Annotated in this window: 14 protein-coding genes, 1 tRNA gene and 1 pseudogene; 2 read left to right on the top strand and 14 right to left on the bottom strand. The window is 59.6% G+C overall.

What is annotated here, in order from left to right; translation table 11 throughout:
- From BLU15_RS39335 to rpsL, 4 genes are all read right to left on the bottom strand, one after another.
- Nucleotides 1-95, bottom strand: a 95-nt coding sequence (locus tag BLU15_RS39335) for a GTP-binding protein (protein WP_018010120.1), incomplete at its 3' end; no start/stop codon positions are given.
- 70 nt (nucleotides 96-165) lie between these two features.
- The gene (gene fusA / locus BLU15_RS38170) at nucleotides 166-2,265 is read right to left on the bottom strand and encodes an elongation factor G (protein WP_034795515.1); all 2,100 of its coding nucleotides are present in this window, start codon (nucleotides 2,263-2,265) and stop codon (nucleotides 166-168) included.
- A gap of 33 nt (nucleotides 2,266-2,298) precedes the next feature.
- Nucleotides 2,299-2,769, bottom strand: a complete 471-nt coding sequence (gene rpsG, locus BLU15_RS38165; protein WP_034795512.1) for a 30S ribosomal protein S7 — start codon at nucleotides 2,767-2,769, stop codon at nucleotides 2,299-2,301.
- A gap of 77 nt (nucleotides 2,770-2,846) precedes the next feature.
- Nucleotides 2,847-3,218 carry a 30S ribosomal protein S12 gene (gene rpsL, locus BLU15_RS38160; RefSeq protein WP_003507760.1) on the bottom strand — a complete coding sequence of 124 codons (372 nt, stop codon included), beginning with the start codon at nucleotides 3,216-3,218 and terminating at the stop codon, nucleotides 2,847-2,849.
- Between the two features lie 567 nt (nucleotides 3,219-3,785).
- Between rpsL and BLU15_RS38155 the strand changes: the two genes are divergently transcribed.
- Complete coding sequence (locus BLU15_RS38155; protein ID WP_034795498.1) at nucleotides 3,786-4,082, top strand: hypothetical protein; 297 nt, start codon at nucleotides 3,786-3,788, stop codon at nucleotides 4,080-4,082.
- A gap of 123 nt (nucleotides 4,083-4,205) precedes the next feature.
- Here the strand turns inward: BLU15_RS38155 and rpoC are convergent, their stop codons facing one another.
- The 9 genes from rpoC to BLU15_RS38110 all read right to left on the bottom strand — a co-directional run bounded on the left by rpoC (nucleotide 4,206) and on the right by BLU15_RS38110 (nucleotide 16,651).
- The gene (rpoC, locus tag BLU15_RS38150; RefSeq protein WP_034795495.1) at nucleotides 4,206-8,411 is read right to left on the bottom strand and encodes a DNA-directed RNA polymerase subunit beta'; all 4,206 of its coding nucleotides are present in this window, start codon (nucleotides 8,409-8,411) and stop codon (nucleotides 4,206-4,208) included.
- A gap of 184 nt (nucleotides 8,412-8,595) precedes the next feature.
- Entirely contained in the window at nucleotides 8,596-12,735 is a 4,140-nt protein-coding gene (gene rpoB, locus BLU15_RS38145) for a DNA-directed RNA polymerase subunit beta (protein ID WP_034795492.1), read from the bottom strand.
- A 267-nt stretch (nucleotides 12,736-13,002) separates the two neighbouring features.
- On the bottom strand, nucleotides 13,003-13,380 hold the full coding sequence (gene rplL, locus BLU15_RS38140; RefSeq protein ID WP_034795489.1) for a 50S ribosomal protein L7/L12: 378 nt from the start codon (nucleotides 13,378-13,380) through the stop codon (nucleotides 13,003-13,005).
- A gap of 58 nt (nucleotides 13,381-13,438) precedes the next feature.
- Entirely contained in the window at nucleotides 13,439-13,957 is a 519-nt protein-coding gene (gene rplJ / locus BLU15_RS38135) for a 50S ribosomal protein L10 (RefSeq protein ID WP_034795485.1), read from the bottom strand.
- Between the two features lie 330 nt (nucleotides 13,958-14,287).
- Nucleotides 14,288-14,986, bottom strand: a complete 699-nt coding sequence (gene rplA, locus BLU15_RS38130; protein ID WP_034795482.1) for a 50S ribosomal protein L1 — start codon at nucleotides 14,984-14,986, stop codon at nucleotides 14,288-14,290.
- 4 nt (nucleotides 14,987-14,990) lie between these two features.
- A complete protein-coding gene (gene rplK, locus BLU15_RS38125; protein ID WP_034795479.1) occupies nucleotides 14,991-15,422 on the bottom strand; it encodes a 50S ribosomal protein L11 in 432 nt (143 codons plus the stop codon).
- 208 nt (nucleotides 15,423-15,630) lie between these two features.
- Nucleotides 15,631-16,161 carry a transcription termination/antitermination protein NusG gene (gene nusG, locus BLU15_RS38120; protein ID WP_034795476.1) on the bottom strand — a complete coding sequence of 177 codons (531 nt, stop codon included), beginning with the start codon at nucleotides 16,159-16,161 and terminating at the stop codon, nucleotides 15,631-15,633.
- A 16-nt stretch (nucleotides 16,162-16,177) separates the two neighbouring features.
- The gene (gene secE / locus BLU15_RS38115) at nucleotides 16,178-16,378 is read right to left on the bottom strand and encodes a preprotein translocase subunit SecE (protein WP_090302469.1); all 201 of its coding nucleotides are present in this window, start codon (nucleotides 16,376-16,378) and stop codon (nucleotides 16,178-16,180) included.
- 197 nt (nucleotides 16,379-16,575) lie between these two features.
- A tRNA-Trp gene (locus BLU15_RS38110) sits at nucleotides 16,576-16,651 on the bottom strand.
- A gap of 254 nt (nucleotides 16,652-16,905) precedes the next feature.
- Here BLU15_RS38110 and BLU15_RS38105 point away from each other — a divergent pair.
- Entirely contained in the window at nucleotides 16,906-17,442 is a 537-nt protein-coding gene (locus BLU15_RS38105; RefSeq protein ID WP_090302467.1) for a GrpB family protein, read from the top strand.
- Between the two features lie 15 nt (nucleotides 17,443-17,457).
- Here the strand turns inward: BLU15_RS38105 and BLU15_RS38100 are convergent.
- Nucleotides 17,458-17,547: pseudogene (locus BLU15_RS38100) on the bottom strand (elongation factor Tu); the annotation flags it as partial.

The raw sequence follows: 17,547 nt of genomic DNA, 5'->3' as shown, positions 1-17,547 counted from the left end.
ATCGCTGCGGTCAGCGACGTCTTGCCATGGTCAACGTGGCCAATCGTGCCAATGTTAACGTGCGGCTTGTTGCGCTCAAATTTGCTCTTTGCCATTTCCGGCTCTCCGTTTTCTATCCCCTACCGGGGAAAACTTTTAACTTCTGTCAGCGTCTTGGTATTCCGGTCACTTCTGACCGGAATACTTCGCCTGGATTTCCTGCGCGACGTTCGACGGAACCGGCGCGTAGTGATCGAAGGTCATCGTGTACTGCGCGCGGCCCTGAGACATGGAGCGCAGGTTGTCGACGTACTTGAACATGTTCGCCAGCGGAACGTTTGCGTTGATCACAACGGCAACGCCACGCGATTCCTGGCCCTGGATCTGGCCACGGCGGGAGTTCAGGTCGCCGATAACGTCGCCGACGTAGTCTTCCGGCGTTACGACTTCGACCTTCATCATCGGCTCGAGAAGCTGTGCACCAGCCTTCTTGGCCGCTTCACGGAAGCAAGCACGCGATGCGATTTCGAAGGCGAGAACCGACGAGTCGACGTCGTGGAATGCACCGTCGATGAGCGTCGCCTTGACGCCGAGCATCGGGAAGCCAGCGAGCGGACCCGAAGACAGAACGCTTTCGATACCCTTCTGAACGCCCGGGATGTATTCCTTCGGAACAGCACCACCGACGATCTTGGATTCGAAGACGAAATCTTCGCCATCCGGGTTCGGTTCGAACACGATCTTGACGCGCGCGAACTGACCGGTACCACCGGACTGCTTCTTGTGCGTGTAGTCTTCTTCGTGCTGACGCGTGATGGTTTCGCGGTAGGCAACCTGCGGAGCACCGACGTTGGCTTCAACCTTGAACTCGCGACGCATACGGTCGACGATGATGTCGAGGTGAAGTTCGCCCATGCCAGCGATGATCGTCTGGCCGGATTCCTGGTCGGTCTTGACGCGGAACGACGGGTCTTCAGCTGCCAGGCGGTTGAGCGCGAGGCCCATCTTTTCCTGGTCGCCCTTGGACTTCGGCTCGATCGCGATCTGGATGACCGGCTCCGGGAATTCCATGCGCTCGAGGATAACCGGCTTCAGCGGATCGCAAAGCGTGTCACCCGTGGTGGTTTCCTTGAGACCGGCAAGAGCAACGATGTCGCCTGCGAAGGCTTCTTCGATGTCTTCACGCGAGTTCGAGTGCATCTGCAGCATACGGCCGACGCGCTCGCGCTTGTCCTTGACCGTGTTCATGACAGACGAGCCCTTTTCGAGCTTGCCCGAATAGATGCGTGCGAAGGTCAGCGAACCGACGAAGGGGTCGTTCATGATCTTGAACGCGAGCATCGAAAGCGGCTCGGCGTCGTCAGCGTGACGCTCGATCTCGGCTTCGGTCTTGGCGTCGATGCCCTTGATCGCCGGAATGTCGAGCGGCGACGGCAGGTAGTCGACAACCGCGTCGAGAAGCGGCTGAACGCCCTTGTTCTTGAACGCGGTACCGCAGAACATCGGGTGGAACTTCACGTCGATGGTGCCGCGGCGAACGAGTTCGCGGATCTTGTCGTTCGAGGGCATGTTGCCTTCGAGGTAGGCTTCCATCGCGGCTTCGTCGATCTCGACAACGGTCTCGATCAGCTTCTCGCGATATTCTTCGGCCTTGTCCTTCATGTCGTCCGGAATCTCGACGACGTCCCACTGGGCGCCGAGCGATTCGTCGCGCCAGACGAGAGCGTTCATCTCGACCAGGTCGATAACACCCTTGAACTCGGTTTCAGCGCCGATCGGCAGCTGCATGACGACGGCGATCGCGCCCAGACGGGTCTTGATCATCTCGACCGAGCGGTAGAAGTCCGCGCCGGTCTTGTCCATCTTGTTGCAGAAGATCATGCGCGGAACGTTGTACTTTTCCGCCTGACGCCAGACGGTTTCCGTCTGCGGCTCAACACCGGCGTTGGCGTCGAGCAGCGCGATGGCGCCGTCGAGAACGCGCAGCGAACGCTCGACTTCGATGGTGAAGTCAACGTGGCCGGGGGTGTCGATGATGTTGAAGCGGCGAGCCTTGCCGTCACGACCCTTCCAGAAGGTGGTCGTCGCAGCAGACGTGATCGTGATGCCGCGTTCCTGTTCCTGCTCCATCCAGTCCATGGTAGCGGCGCCGTCGTGGACTTCGCCGATCTTGTGGGACTTGCCGGTGTAGTAGAGAATGCGCTCGGTCGTCGTGGTCTTGCCGGCGTCGATGTGCGCCATGATACCGAAGTTACGGTAGTCTTCGATTTTGTATTCGCGTGCCATAGTGGACTGCCTCTTGAGACGTTCGCGCCAGAATTACCAGCGATAGTGCGAGAACGCACGGTTGGCATCAGCCATCTTGTGCGTGTCTTCGCGCTTCTTCACGGCGCTACCACGGTTGTTCGCTGCGTCCATGAGTTCGCCGCAGAGGCGATCAACCATGGTCGTTTCGTTGCGCTTGCGTGCAGCCGTGATCAGCCAACGGATGGCGAGAGCCTGGCGACGCTCCGGACGAACGTCGACCGGAACCTGGTAGGTTGCACCACCAACGCGACGCGAACGCACTTCAACGTGCGGCGCGATGTTGTCGAGCGCGGAATGGAATACAGCGATCGGCTCCTGCTTCAGCTTGGCCTGAACCGCATCGAACGCACCGTAAACGATGGTTTCAGCGACCGACTTCTTGCCGTGCAGCATGATCGCATTCATGAACTTCGTAACAACCAGATCACCGAACTTCGGATCCGGGTTGATCTCACGCTTTTCTGCTCTATGACGTCTGGACATACTTCTCGTCTCTTCAAACTATTTAGCGCTCTACCACGCGGAGGACCTCGCGCAGCGCCGGGATTTTCAAAACCGAATTACTTCGGACGCTTCGCACCGTACTTCGAACGGCGCTGCTTGCGGTTCTTGACGCCCTGGGTATCGAGAACACCGCGGATGATGTGATAACGAACACCCGGAAGGTCCTTAACGCGGCCGCCACGGATCATCACGACCGAGTGTTCCTGAAGGTTGTGGCCTTCACCCGGAATGTAGCCGATGACTTCGAAGCCGTTCGTCAGGCGAATCTTGGCAACCTTACGCAGAGCCGAGTTCGGCTTCTTCGGGGTCGTCGTGTAAACGCGGGTGCAAACGCCACGCTTCTGCGGGTTTTCCTGCAGAGCAGGAACCTTGTTGCGCTTTACCTGTGCCTGACGAGGCTTACGGATCAGCTGGTTTACGGTAGGCATATACCCATCCCTTGCAAAATCTTGTCACATTACCCTTGCGGGCGGATCGTTGCCGTCGCCGGCAGTTTCGAACGCCTCATGAAATGCGCAAAACAAGGGCCGATCCGCCTTTTCCGCAGATGGCCCCAAATAAAGCAGAGGACGCACTATTTCGTGCGTCGTGCGTGCAGCATTGTAGTCGTCAGCGTGCGTTTCGAACCTTGTTTGAGGCGAACTTCAGAACGCGACGTTCCGAACCAGCCAGCCTCACATGGGCTCCGATGCGGCGGGGTGTACTGATTTCAAGGCGAACAGTCAAGGGCAATTAAGAAATATTCCCGGACGCGTGCGCCCGGCATGCCTGAAAAACAAGGCTTTTGCACATGGTTTGGCGCCTGGCGCCCGCCTCATCTGCCCTTCTGTGCCCGGAGTGTCTGACGGGATTAAGGAATCGGCAACCACTTTGTGGGGGTTTTCCACGATGATCGACTCGCTCTCAACGGAAGCGTCCGCGCGGCATTGCATTTCCATCGCGCTGATTCAAAAAGGAAGCTAAGGTCGCACCAAACCCATTCGAAAGGAAACAAAATGGCCGTCACCCCAGACAACGACAATGCCCCGGACGAGCCGATGGTGTTCATCATCATCGGCAAGGCCTACGAGACCGACGGCGACGAGGACGGCGTGGACATTCACGTAATGCTGAAGGCGCCCGACGACGATACCGCGGTACGCGAAGCGCTCAACGCGCTTGCAGAAGAAGGTTTTCTCGAGGCCGACCTGGACCAGATCGGCACATTGACCGACGTTCCGAGCGAAGAGCCGCACGCGTCCGCCTATCAGGGTGCGCTCGAAGGCGAAGTCGCGATCATCCGCTTCAGCTGAGACGCTGCAAGACAGCCCATCGCACCAGCTCCCAAGACCGTATTTGCAAAAGAAGAAGCCGCCGAGATCGCTCTCGGCGGCTTCTTCTTTTGTGAGGTTGGAGGGCGAACACGCCCTCCCCCATTATTCGGCTGCCGCGTTCTCGCTTGCGAGATCGGCGAGCATCGGCGTTGCCACGTCTGCACCGGTGCCGCGACGACGCTCTTCCAGGATCATTTCGTCGCGCGCGGTTGCGATGCGACGGATCTGGGTCATCGTGCCGCCGGTACCGGCCGGGATCAGACGGCCGACGATGACGTTTTCCTTCAGACCCTGCAGGCCGTCGGTCTTGCCGGCGATTGCGGCTTCCGTCAGGACCTTCGTGGTCTCCTGGAACGACGCTGCCGAGATGAACGACGGCGTCTGCAGCGAGGCCTTGGTGATGCCGAGCAGGACCGGATCGCCGTAAGCCGGCTTCTTGCCCTGTTCGATCAGGCCGTCGTTGACGTCTTCGAGCTCGATGCGGTCGACGTTGTCGCCGACGATGTAGGTCGAGTCACCGGCGTCGGTGATTTCAACCTTCTGCAGCATCTGACGGACGATCACCTCGATGTGCTTGTCGTTGATGACAACGCCCTGCAGTCGGTAGACTTCCTGGATTTCGTTGACCAGGTAGGAAGCAAGTGCTTCCACGCCCTTGATCGCCAGGATGTCGTGTGGCGCCGGGTTGCCGTCGAGGATGTAGTCGCCCTTTTCGATGTAGTCGCCATCCTGAAGATGGAAGGGCTTGCCCTTCGGGATCAGGTATTCGACCGGCTCGACACCGTCTTCCGCCGGCTCGATCAGAACGCGACGCTTGTTCTTGTAGTCGCGGCCGAAGCGGATCGTACCATCGATCTCAGCGATGATGGCGTGATCCTTCGGACGACGTGCTTCGAACAGTTCGGCAACGCGAGGCAGACCACCGGTGATGTCCTTGGTCTTGGCGCTTTCGAGCGGCGAACGTGCAAGCACGTCACCCTGCGAAACCTTCGTGCCCGGTTCGACCGACAGAATGGCGTCAACCGAAAGCATGAAGCGGGCGTCGCCACCACGCGACAGCTTCATGACTGCGCCGTTCTTGTCCTTGATGACGATCGCCGGCTTCAGGTCCGTACCGCGCGGCGTCGAACGCCAATCGATAACCTGACGCTTGGTGATGCCGGTGGACTCGTCGGTCGCTTCCAGAACCGAGATGCCGTCGACGACGTCTTCGAAGTGAACGGTACCTTCCACTTCCGTCATCATCGGACGGGTGTAGGGGTCCCATTCGGCGAGACGCTGACCGCGCTTCACCTTGTCGCCGTCGTCGACGAGGATCTTCGAACCGTAGGCAACGCGCTGCGAGGACCGCTCGACGCCACGTTCATCCAGGATCTGGACGGCCATGTTACGACCCATAGCGACGAGAACGCCGTCAGAGTTGCGCAGCATGTTGCGGTTCTTGATCTGAACCGTACCTTCGTAGGACGCTTCCAGGAACGACTGGTCAACCACGGTCGCCGTACCACCCAAGTGGAAGGTACGCATGGTGAGCTGGGTGCCCGGTTCACCGATCGACTGTGCGGCGATAACGCCAACCGCTTCGCCCATGTTGACCGGCGTACCACGAGCCAGGTCGCGGCCGTAGCAGACGCCGCAAACGCCCGTCTGGATTTCGCAGGTCAGCGCCGAGCGGATGCGGATCGACTGAATACCAGCCTTCTCGATCTCGATGACATCCGGTTCAAGGATCATCCGGCCGGCGTCGACGATGCGAGCGCCCGTGACCGGGTGATCGATGTCGTCCAAAGCCGTACGACCGAGAATACGAGCGCCAAGCGAAGCCACGACCTGACCGGCATCGACGATCGCCGTCATGGTGAGGCCCTTGTCGGTGCCGCAATCGACGGAGTTGACGATGCAATCCTGCGCGACGTCGACGAGACGGCGGGTCAGGTAACCGGAGTTCGCTGTCTTCAAGGCGGTGTCTGCCAGACCCTTACGGGCACCGTGGGTCGAGTTGAAGTACTCGTTAACGGTCAGGCCTTCCTTGAAGTTCGAGATGATCGGCGTCTCGATGATTTCGCCCGACGGCTTGGCCATGAGGCCACGCATGCCGCCCAGCTGGCGCATCTGGTTCGGAGAACCACGAGCACCCGAGTGCGACATCATGTAGATCGAGTTCATCGGCTTCTGGCGACCATTGTCGTCGAACTCGACCGCCTTGATGCGGGCCATCATTTCTTCGGCGACCTTTTCCGTAGCCTTGCCCCAGGCGTCGACAACCTTGTTGTACTTTTCGCCCTGGGTGATGAGGCCGTCGTTGTACTGCTGCTCGTATTCCTTCACGAGCGCTTCAGTGTCGCCGACGATCTTCACCTTGGTGTCCGGAATGACCATGTCGTCCTTGCCGAACGAAATGCCGGCGCGGCAGGCATGGGCGAAGCCGAGCTGCATGATGCGGTCGCAGAAGATGACCGTGTCCTTCTGGCCGCAATGACGGTAGACCGTGTCGATCATCTTGGAGATGTTCTTCTTGGTCATTTCCTGGTTGCAGGTGTCGAACGGCACGTTGACGTTGCGCGGCAGCAGCTCGCCGATGATCATGCGGCCAGGCGTGGTTTCATAGATCTTCGAAACCGGGTTGCCCTCGGCGTCGACGGTCTTGAAGCGGCCACGGATCTTGGCGTGCAGCGTCACGGCCTTGGTTTCGAGCGCGTGGTGCAACTCGCCCATGTCCGAGAACGCCATGCCTTCGCCCGGCTCGTTCTGGTTCAGGATCGACAAGTAATAGAGACCGAGAACCATGTCCTGCGACGGAACGATGATCGGCGCGCCGTTTGCCGGGTGCAGAATGTTGTTGGTCGACATCATCAGCACGCGGGCTTCGAGCTGAGCTTCGAGCGACAGCGGCACGTGAACGGCCATCTGGTCACCGTCGAAGTCGGCGTTGAAGGCCGTGCAGACGAGCGGGTGCAGCTGGATCGCCTTGCCTTCGACCAGGGTCGGTTCGAAGGCCTGGATGCCCAGGCGGTGCAACGTCGGCGCACGGTTCAGGAGAACCGGGTGCTCGCGGATGACCTCGTCGAGGATATCCCAGACTTCCGGCTTTTCCTTTTCGACGAGCTTCTTTGCCTGCTTGACGGTGGACGAGAAGCCCTTGGCGTCAAGACGCGCGTAGATGAACGGCTTGAACAGCTCGAGCGCCATCTTCTTCGGCAGGCCGCACTGGTGCAGCTTCAGTTCCGGACCGGTCACGATGACCGAACGGCCGGAATAGTCGACGCGCTTGCCAAGCAGGTTCTGACGGAAGCGGCCCTGCTTGCCCTTGAGCATGTCGGACAGCGACTTCAGCGGACGCTTGTTGGCGCCGGTGATGACGCGGCCACGACGGCCGTTGTCGAACAGCGCATCGACGGATTCCTGCAGCATGCGCTTTTCGTTGCGGATGATGATGCCCGGGGCGCGCAGTTCGATCAGGCGCTTCAGACGGTTGTTACGGTTGATGACGCGGCGATAGAGATCGTTCAGATCCGAGGTCGCGAAACGGCCGCCGTCGAGCGGCACGAGCGGACGCAGGTCCGGGGGGATCACCGGAACGACCTTCATGATCATCCATTCCGGACGGTTGCCGGAATCCATGAAGTTCTCGACGATCTTCAGCCGCTTCATCAGCTTCTTCTGCTTCAGATCCGAGGTCGTCTCAGCGAGCTCGGCGCGCAGGTCGCCGGCGATCTTTTCCAGGTTCATCGAAGCGAGCATCTCGTAGATCGCTTCGGCGCCGATCATGGCGGTGAACTGGTCTTCGCCGAACTCGTCGACGGCGAGCATGTAGTCTTCTTCGCTGAGAAGCTGGTTTTCCTTCAGCGACGTCAGACCCGGCTCGGTGACGATGTAGTTTTCGAAGTACAGAACGCGCTCGACATCCTTCAGCGTCATGTCGAGCAGCGTCGAAATGCGGCTCGGCAGCGACTTCAGGAACCAGATGTGGGCAACGGGAGCGGCGAGCTCGATGTGGCCCATGCGCTCACGGCGAACGCGCGACAACGTCACTTCGACGCCGCACTTTTCGCAGATGATGCCCTTGTACTTCATGCGCTTGTACTTGCCGCACAGGCACTCGTAGTCCTTGATCGGTCCAAAGATGCGCGCGCAGAACAGACCGTCGCGTTCCGGCTTGAACGTGCGGTAGTTGATCGTCTCCGGCTTCTTGATCTCACCGTAAGACCAGGAAAGAATCTTCTCCGGCGAGGCGATCGAAATCCGAATGGAATCGAAGGTCTGTGCAGGCACCTGCGGATTGAAAAGATTCATGACCTCTTGGTTCATGCCTGTCTCCTTTACGGGCTTTACGCCCTGAGCTTGGCGAGGGTGCCGACAAATCCCGGGCGCCGGCCCCTGCCCCCAAAACAGCTAAAACCGCATTGGCTGCGGCTTCGTTCCTGCCGGAGACGTCAGCGTCTCCCGGCGGAAACGGTGCGCGCCGCATGAGCGGCACGCACCTTGGGTCTCTTTACTCGGCTGCGTCGGGCAACTGCGCCGCGCCAGCCTCGTCGACCTTCGAATTTTCGAGCTCGACCGAGAGGCCCAGCGAGCGCATTTCCTTGACGAGAACGTTGAAGCTCTCCGGAATGCCCGCTTCGAAGGTATCGTCGCCACGGACGATCGCTTCGTAGACCTTGGTACGACCGGCAACGTCGTCCGACTTGACCGTCAGCATTTCCTGCAGGGTGTAGGCGGCGCCGTACGCTTCGAGCGCCCAGACCTCCATTTCCCCGAAGCGCTGACCGCCGAACTGCGCCTTACCACCGAGCGGCTGCTGGGTGACGAGCGAGTACGGACCGATCGAACGGGCGTGGATCTTGTCGTCGACCAAGTGGTTGAGCTTCAACATGTAGATGTAGCCCACGGTCACCTGGCGGTCGAACTGATCGCCGGTACGGCCGTCATAGAGCGTCGACTGACCGGTCACCTTCAGACCTGCCTGCTCCAGCATCTCGTTGACGTCGGCTTCGACAGCACCGTCGAAGACCGGCGTTGCGATCGAAACGCCGCGACGGGTCTGCTCGGCCAGGCGCACGATCGACTCGTCGTCGTACTGCTTGATCGGCTCACCCTTCGGGCCCGACCCGATGACGCTGTCGATGGTATCGCGCAACGGCTGGATATCGGCACCTGCCTTGTAGGCGTCGAGCATCGCGCCGATCTTCTGACCCATGCCGGCGCAAGCCCAGCCAAGGTGGGTTTCGAGGATCTGGCCGACGTTCATGCGCGAAGGCACGCCGAGCGGGTTCAGAACGACGTCGACATGTGTGCCGTCTTCCAGGAACGGCATGTCTTCGATCGGTACGATACGCGACACGACGCCCTTGTTGCCGTGACGGCCGGCCATCTTGTCACCCGGCTGGATCTTGCGCTTCACAGCGACGAAGACCTTGACCATCTTCATGACGCCCGGAGGCATTTCGTCGCCGCGCTGGACCTTCTCGACCTTGTCCATGAAGCGCTGTTCGAGGCGCGACTTGGATTCGTCGTACTGGGCGCGCAGAGCTTCGATCTCGCCCTGAGCCTTTTCGTCTTCGACGGCGAACATCCACCACTGCGAGCGGGGGTATTCGCTGACGACGAGGTTCGAAAGCTCGGTGCCCTTCTTGAAGCCCTTCGGGCCGGCAACGGCCGTGTGGCCACGCAGCATGTCGACGAGACGGGCGTAGACGTTGCGGTCCAGGATCGCCTGTTCGTCGTCGCGGTCCTTGGCGAGGCGTTCGATTTCCTCGCGCTCGATCGCCATCGCGCGCTCGTCCTTCTCAACGCCGTGGCGGTTGAAGACGCGAACTTCGACGACGGTACCGAAGGTGCCCGGGGGCATGCGCATCGAGGTGTCGCGAACGTCGGAGGCCTTTTCACCGAAGATGGCGCGCAGAAGCTTTTCTTCCGGCGTCATCGGGCTTTCGCCCTTCGGCGTGATCTTGCCGACGAGGATGTCACCCGGCTGAACCTCTGCACCGATATAAACGATACCGGCTTCGTCAAGGTTGCGCAGCGCTTCTTCCGAAACGTTCGGAATGTCGCGGGTGATTTCTTCCGGACCCAGCTTGGTGTCACGCGCCATCACTTCGAATTCTTCGATGTGGATGGAGGTGAACACGTCGTCGCGCACGATCCGCTCGGAGAGCAGGATCGAGTCTTCGTAGTTGTAGCCGTTCCACGGCATGAACGCGACGAGCGCGTTGCGGCCGAGAGCCAGGTCACCGAGGTCGGTCGACGGACCGTCAGCGATGATGTCGCCCTTGTTCAGGATGTCACCGACGGTGACCAGCGGGCGCTGGTTGACGCAGGTGTTCTGGTTCGAGCGCTGGAACTTCTGCAGACGGTAGATATCGACGCCCGACTTCGACGGATCGAGGTCTTCGGTGGCGCGGATAACGATACGGGTCGCGTCAACCTGGTCGACGACACCGCCACGACGGGCTGCAATAGCAGCGCCGGAGTCACGGGCAACGACCGGCTCCATGCCGGTACCGACGAACGGTGCTTCGGCGCGCAGCAGCGGCACGGCCTGACGCTGCATGTTCGAGCCCATCAGTGCGCGGTTGGCGTCGTCGTTCTCGAGGAACGGGATGAGCGCCGCTGCGACCGAAACGAGCTGCTTCGGCGAAACGTCCATCAGGTTGATGTTGTCGCGCGGCGCCAGCATAACTTCGCCGGCGTGACGGCAAACAACGAACTCTTCAGCGAACGAGCCATCGTTCTCGAGAACCGAGTTTGCCTGGGCAACGTGGTACTTCGCCTCTTCCATTGCGGAGAGATAGACGACGTCGTTCGTCACCTTGCCGTCAACGATCTTGCGGTACGGGCTTTCGATGAAGCCGTACTTGTTGACGCGGGCAAAGGTTGCAAGCGAGTTGATCAGACCGATGTTCGGGCCTTCCGGCGTTTCGATCGGGCAAATGCGGCCGTAGTGGGTCGGGTGAACGTCGCGGACTTCGAAGCCGGCGCGCTCGCGGGTCAGACCACCCGGGCCAAGAGCCGAAAGACGGCGCTTGTGGGTGATTTCCGAAAGCGGGTTCACCTGGTCCATGAACTGCGACAGCTGCGAGGAGCCGAAGAACTCGCGAACGGCGGCCGCAGCCGGCTTCGCGTTGATCAGGTCCTGCGGCATGACCGTGTCGATTTCGATCGAGGACATACGTTCCTTGATCGCGCGCTCCATGCGGAGCAGGCCGAGACGGTACTGGTTCTCCATGAGCTCGCCGACCGAACGAACACGGCGGTTGCCGAGGTTGTCGATGTCGTCGATCTCGCCCTTGCCGTCACGCAGCTCGACGAGCATCTTGACGACAGCCAGGATGTCTTCCTTGCGCAGGATGCGCACGGTGTCGGCAACTTCGAGGTCGAGACGCATGTTCATCTTGACGCGACCGACGGCCGAAAGGTCGTAGCGCTCGGCATCGAAGAACAGCGTGTTGAACATGGCTTCCGCGGAATCCATGGTCGGCGGTTCACCCGGACGCATGACGCGGTAGATGTCGAACAGGGCGTCCTGACGGTTCTCGTTCTTGTCTACGGTCAGCGTGTTGCGGATGTAGGCGCCGACATTGATGTGGTCGATGTCGAGAACCGGGATCTCGTCGAAACCAGCCGAGAGGATGACCGGAAGGGTCTTCTCGTCGATTTCGTCGCCGGCTTCGAGATAGATCTCGCCGGTGCTGTAGTTGACGACGTCTTCGGCAAGGTAGTTGCCGTAGAGGTCATCATTGGTTGCCTTGAGCGCTTTCAGGCCCTTTTCCTGCAGCTGGCGCAGCAGACGCGGGGTCAGCTTCTTGCCGGCTTCGACAACGACTTCGCCGGTGTCGGCGTCGACCATCTCGGTGATGGCCTTCTGGCCCTTAAGGGCGTCCGGCTGGAACGGCACGCGCCAGCCTTCGCCGTCGCGCTGGTAGAGCGACTTCGTGTAGAAGGTGTCGAGGATTTCCTCGCCGTCCATTCCGAGCGCCATCAGCAGCGACGTCACCGGAATCTTGCGGCGACGGTCGATACGGGCATGAACGATATCCTTGGCATCGAACTCGATGTCGAGCCAGGAACCGCGGTAAGGAATGACACGGGCCGCAAACAGCAGCTTGCCCGACGAGTGGCTCTTGCCCTTGTCGTGGTCGAAGAACACGCCCGGCGAACGGTGCATCTGCGAAACGATGACGCGCTCGGTGCCGTTGACGATGAAGGTACCGTTGTCGGTCATGAGCGGCATGTCGCCCATGTAGACGTTCTGTTCCTTGATGTCCTTGATCGACTTCGCGCCGGTATCCTCGTCGATATCGAACACGATGAGGCGCAGCGTCACCTTGAGCGGCGCTGCGTAGGTCAGATCGCGCTGACGGCATTCTTCGACGTCGAACTTCGGCGGCTCGAATTCGTACGAAACGAATTCAAGCATCGATGCGCCCGAGAAGTCCTTGATCGGGAAAACGGACTTGAAAACAGCTTGGAGCCCTTCATCAGGGCGACCGCCCTTGGGCTCTTCAACCATCAGAAACTGGTCGTAGGATGCCTTTTGAACCTCGATGAGGTTCGGCATTTCTGCGACTTCTGGAATTTTACCAAAAAACTTGCGTACGCGCCTGCGACCGTTAAACGAAAGGGTCTGAGCCATCGTCGCTCCTTGTCAATCTTGCATCCGGGCCTGCAACGGACGGGAACCGATGGCCAGTCGACCCCGTCAATCAATGAGTAGTTCAATCTCGTCCAACCAACGAAAAACGCTCAGCGCGGATTGCTGTGCTGCCTTCCGTTCGAGACCATCCTCTTGAAGAACCCATTACCCAAAAGCCGTTTTTCGACAGGCTTTTGGGTAATATGTTCTAAAAACGGTCAAAGAGAGGCGGCCTGAAAAGGCCACCTCCCCTTGCATGTAGCCGAATTACTTGACGTCAACCTTGGCGCCAGCGTCTTCGAGCTTCTTCTTGAGGTCAGCAGCTTCAGCCTTGGAAACTGCTTCCTTAACCGGCTTCGGAGCGCCTTCGACCAGGTCCTTGGCTTCCTTGAGGCCGAGGCCGGTGATGCCGCGAACTTCCTTGATGACGTTGATCTTGTTGGCGCCAGCGTCAACGAGGATAACGTCAAACTCGGTCTTTTCTTCTTCAGCAGCAGCCGGAGCAGCAGCGCCGCCAGCAGCAGCGACAGCTACCGGAGCAGCAGCCGAAACGCCCCACTTCTCTTCGAGCAGCTTGGAAAGCTCAGCAGCTTCCAGAACGGTCAGCGAGGAGAGGTCTTCAACGATCTTTGCGAGATCAGCCATTTTACTTTTCCTTTTGTTCGGTTCGAACTGGTTTTAAATACAACAGCGAAAATCCGCCTTAGGCGGCTTCGTCCTTCTTGGCATAGGCCGAGAACACGCGAGCAAGCTGGCTTGCCGGTGCCTGAACAACCGTTGCGACGCGGGTTGCCGGGGCATTGAGAAGGCCCAGCAGCTTTGCGCGCAGCTCGTCGAGCGAAGGCAGGGTCGCAAGCGACTTGACTGCTTCGGCGTTGAGCGTGGTCGTGCCCATGGCGCCACCGAGAACAACGAGCTTGTCGTTGGTCTTGGCGAAATCCATGACAACCTTAGGAGCCGTGATCGGGTCTTCGCTGTATGCGATCAGCGTCTGACCCTTGAAGAGATTGGTCATCCCTTCCGACTCGGTGCCCTGAAGAGCGATCTTGGCCAGGCGGTTTTTCGCGACTTTGACGGTGCCGCCAGCAGCGCGCATCTTCGAACGGAAGTCGTTCATCTGCGCAACTGTGACACCAGCATAGTGGGCCACGACAACCGAACCGGAAGCCTTGAAGACTTCGTTCAGCTCCGTGACGAATTCGCGTTTTTCCGCTCTTTCCACTGTCTGTCTCCAGTAGACAGGGTTGCAATAATGCAGCCCCATCGGGTTTGCCTTTGTCACCCGAGATCGAGCTCGATCCCTGATAACGCTTAAGGATCCTGTCCCTTGGCGTTCCCGGAAGAGCCGGGTCTGACACAAGGCAAGCGAGGTTCGAACCGAATTTCGACGCCTCCGGCGTCATGGCGAAATTCAGATCTTACCCGTCTCATGCAGGCCGAAGTGATTAAGGTATAACCACCCGCAATCTCGGACAGGAGTTCCGGATCGAAATCCGGATTTCCGGCCCCGAAGGGCCGGAAACTCTTTTCCGGGCCGAAGCCCGAAAATTCTTTAGGCGACGCTGAGCGTGGCCGGGTCGATCTTGAGACCCGGGCCCATGGTCGACGAAATCGCGACGCGCTTGACGTAGTTGCCCTTGGCGCCGGTCGGCTTTGCCTTGATCACGGCGTCAGCGAAAGCACGGATGTTTTCTTCCAGTGCCTTGGCGTCGAAGGACGCCTTGCCGATGCCAGCGTGAACGATACCGGCCTTCTCGACGCGGAACTCAACGGCGCCGCCCTTGGAAGCCTTGACGGCACCAGCGACATCCATCGTAACCGTGCCAACCTTCGGGTTCGGCATCATGCCACGCGGGCCGAGAACCTTACCGAGGCGACCGACGAGCGGCATCATGTCCGGGGTGGCGATGCAGCGATCGAAATCGATCTTGCCGCCCTGGACGATTTCGACGAGCTCTTCTGCGCCAACGACGTCAGCACCAGCAGCCTTGGCTTCGTCAGCCTTGGCGCCACGTGCGAAAACGGCGACGCGAACCGAGCGGCCGGTGCCGTTCGGCAGGTTGACAACGCCGCGGACCATCTGGTCAGCGTGGCGCGGGTCAACGCCGAGGTTCATCGCAACTTCGACGGTTTCGTCGAACTTGGCAGTTGCGCGTTCCTTGACCATCGAGACGGCTTCGGTGAGACCGTAGATCTTCGTCGGGTCAACGCCCTCGCGGGACTTCTGTACTCGCTTTGCAATCTTCGCCATGGTCTTAGCCTACCACTTCCAGGCCCATAGCGCGGGCAGAGCCCTCGATCATGGCCATTGCGCCTTCGATATCGGCGGCATTGAGATCCTTCATCTTGGCTTCGGCGATCGACTTGATCTGAGCCTTGGTGAGCTTGCCAGCCGAACCGCCCTTGCCGGGGGTCTTCGAGCCGGACTGGATCTTTGCTTCCTTCTTCAGGAAGTAGCTGACCGGCGGCTGCTTCATGACGAAGGTGAAGGACTTGTCCTGGTAATAGGTGATGACGACCGGGATCGGCATACCCTTTTCCATTTCCTGCGTGGCGGCATTGAACGCCTTGCAGAATTCCATGATGTTAATGCCACGCTGACCGAGCGCAGGACCGATCGGCGGAGACGGATTGGCCGCCCCAGCCTTCACCTGCAGCTTGAGCTGGCCTGCAACTTTCTTAGCCATTTCTCTCTGCCTTTCTGAAATCCCCTCGCGACGGATCGCTCCAGGGACCTGTTATGCCAGTTACCCGGCTCTTGCCGACCTCAATGGCCGGCGGCTGCGGTTGCGTGGTACGGAACATCCGACCCGGCTAAGGCCGGCATCCTTCCACGCGCATGCGGATTTCTCCGCCAGAATGGGCCTAAACCCACCCTATCCTTTTAAGGCCTTATCAGACCTTCTCGACCTGACCGTATTCCAGCTCGACCGGGGTCGCGCGGCCGAAGATCGAAACTTCGACCTTGAGGCGCGAACGCTCTTCGTCGACATCCTGAACGACGCCGTTGAACGACGCGAACGGACCGTCGGAGACGCGAACCTGCTCGCCGATCTCGAACGAGACCGAAGGCTTCGGACGCTCGACGCCATCCTGGACCTGACCGAGAATGCGCTCGGCTTCATGGTCCGGAATCGGAACCGGCTTGCTGTCGGTACCGAGGAAACCGGTCACCTTCGGCGTGTTCTTGATGAGATGGAAAGCCTCATCCGTCAGGTTGGCGCGAACCAGAACGTAGCCCGGGAAGAACTTGCGCTCGGCGTCGACCTTGCGGCCGCGACGCACTTCGACAACCTTCTCGGTCGGCACGAGAATCTTCTCGAACAGGTGCTCGAGACCCTTCTGTTTGGCCTTTTCCTCGATCGATTCAGCGACCTTCTTTTCGAAGTTCGAATAGGCGTGAACAATGTACCAGCGCGCAGCCATACTAGCCTCCACCCAATCAAGCGCCAACGTTGAGGATGAGGCCGATCGCCCAACCCATCAACTGGTCCGCAGCAAAGAAGAAGGCAGCGGCAAAAAAGACCATGACAAAAACCATCAGCGTCGAGATCATCGTCTCGCGCCGAGAGGGCCAGGTCACTTTCGACGTTTCAGAGCGAACCTGCTGCAGAAACGTTAACGGATTCGTTTTGGATGCCATGTAATGCTCACGCCATTACGGCGCGTAAAGCCGATGATTCAGCCCCACGCACCGCGTGTCTGTTTGGACCCTACATAAAGACCGATTCTAAAAACCACAAGAGCCAATCAGTCTTTTCTGTGAATTTCGTCGACCGGCTAACCGATCCTTAAACTTACTCTGCCGAACCCTCAGCTCTTATGCAAGCCTGGAGGGAATGGCAGGGGCAGAGGGGCTCGAACCCCCGACCTGCGGTTTTGGAGACCGCCGCTCTACCAACTGAGCTATACCCCTATTCGGCTGCGTGCCCGTTCAACAACGTCTCGCCGCCTCAAGTCAGCGGCTTCATATTCAGTTTGCCGGAGGATGACAAGCACCTTTCAACGCCGATCCGAAAAAATCCGCATTCAATCGCATCTATCCCCTGCCCTGCCGGCCGGAGTGCCCCCAAAAAAAAGGCAAGTCATTGCCTCGTCACTCAGAAATGGTCGCGGCGCTGCGGGCATTCGCTATCCTGCCAGAAGCTCTCCTCACCGGAATCGATTCGCATGTCGCGCATCACGCTGGTCGAATATGATCCTCTCTGGCCGTCGCTCTTTGAGGCGCGGGCGCTTTCCATCACCGCCCTGCTCTCGCCTTTCGTCCGCGAGATCCACCACATCGGAAGCACAGCGATACCCGGACTGGCCGCGAGGCCGAAGATCGATATCGATGCGGTGGTAGCGGACGTAGCGGAGCTGCCGGAGCTCAGCGCTCGCCTCTGCAACGCAGGCTACACCTTTCACGGCGACCCGCACGCAAGCGGCCTGTGGACGTTTACTATGGCAACGCTTGCCTATGGCACGCGGCTCTATCTCTGTGGAGACGACAACGCCGCCCATGCGGCACGTCTAGTGCTCAGGGATCGGCTACGTGACGCTCCCGAACTCGCCAGCCGCTACGAAGCCCTGAAGCGGCAACTCGCAGAGCAGGCCAATGGCGATTGGGATATCTACACCCACGGCAAGCGCGCCTTCATCGACGAAGTCCTGGCGACAACCGAAACGAAAAAGGCCCCGCCGTTGCCGGCGGGGCCTCTCTACTGATCTGAAATCAGTCGATTACTCGACGATCGAGGCAACGATGCCTGCGCCGACGGTACGGCCGCCTTCGCGGATTGCGAAGCGCAGCTTTTCTTCCATCGCGATCGG

The organism is Ensifer sp. YR511 (assembly GCF_900103045.1).
GTDB classification, from domain to species: domain Bacteria; phylum Pseudomonadota; class Alphaproteobacteria; order Rhizobiales; family Rhizobiaceae; genus Ensifer; species Ensifer adhaerens.
The sequence above is the reverse complement of the archived record's forward strand: the minus strand, read 5'-3'. Positions and strand labels throughout refer to the sequence as shown.

Bases quoted from the DNA above. Each gene is read 5' to 3' on its own strand.
- rplL (WP_034795489.1), bottom strand. From the start codon at position 13,380: ATGGCTGATCTCGCAAAGATCGTTGAAGACCTCTCCTCGCTGACCGTT.
- rpoC (WP_034795495.1), bottom strand. From the start codon at position 8,411: ATGAACCAAGAGGTCATGAATCTTTTCAATCCGCAGGTGCCTGCACAG.
- rpoB (WP_034795492.1), bottom strand. From the start codon at position 12,735: ATGGCTCAGACCCTTTCGTTTAACGGTCGCAGGCGCGTACGCAAGTTT.
- rpsL (WP_003507760.1), bottom strand. From the start codon at position 3,218: ATGCCTACCGTAAACCAGCTGATCCGTAAGCCTCGTCAGGCACAGGTA.
- rplK (WP_034795479.1), bottom strand. From the start codon at position 15,422: ATGGCTAAGAAAGTTGCAGGCCAGCTCAAGCTGCAGGTGAAGGCTGGG.
- fusA (WP_034795515.1), bottom strand. From the start codon at position 2,265: ATGGCACGCGAATACAAAATCGAAGACTACCGTAACTTCGGTATCATG.
- BLU15_RS38155 (WP_034795498.1), top strand. From the start codon at position 3,786: ATGGCCGTCACCCCAGACAACGACAATGCCCCGGACGAGCCGATGGTG.
- rplA (WP_034795482.1), bottom strand. From the start codon at position 14,986: ATGGCGAAGATTGCAAAGCGAGTACAGAAGTCCCGCGAGGGCGTTGAC.
- BLU15_RS38105 (WP_090302467.1), top strand. From the start codon at position 16,906: ATGTCGCGCATCACGCTGGTCGAATATGATCCTCTCTGGCCGTCGCTC.
- secE (WP_090302469.1), bottom strand. From the start codon at position 16,378: ATGGCATCCAAAACGAATCCGTTAACGTTTCTGCAGCAGGTTCGCTCT.
- rpsG (WP_034795512.1), bottom strand. From the start codon at position 2,769: ATGTCCAGACGTCATAGAGCAGAAAAGCGTGAGATCAACCCGGATCCG.
- nusG (WP_034795476.1), bottom strand. From the start codon at position 16,161: ATGGCTGCGCGCTGGTACATTGTTCACGCCTATTCGAACTTCGAAAAG.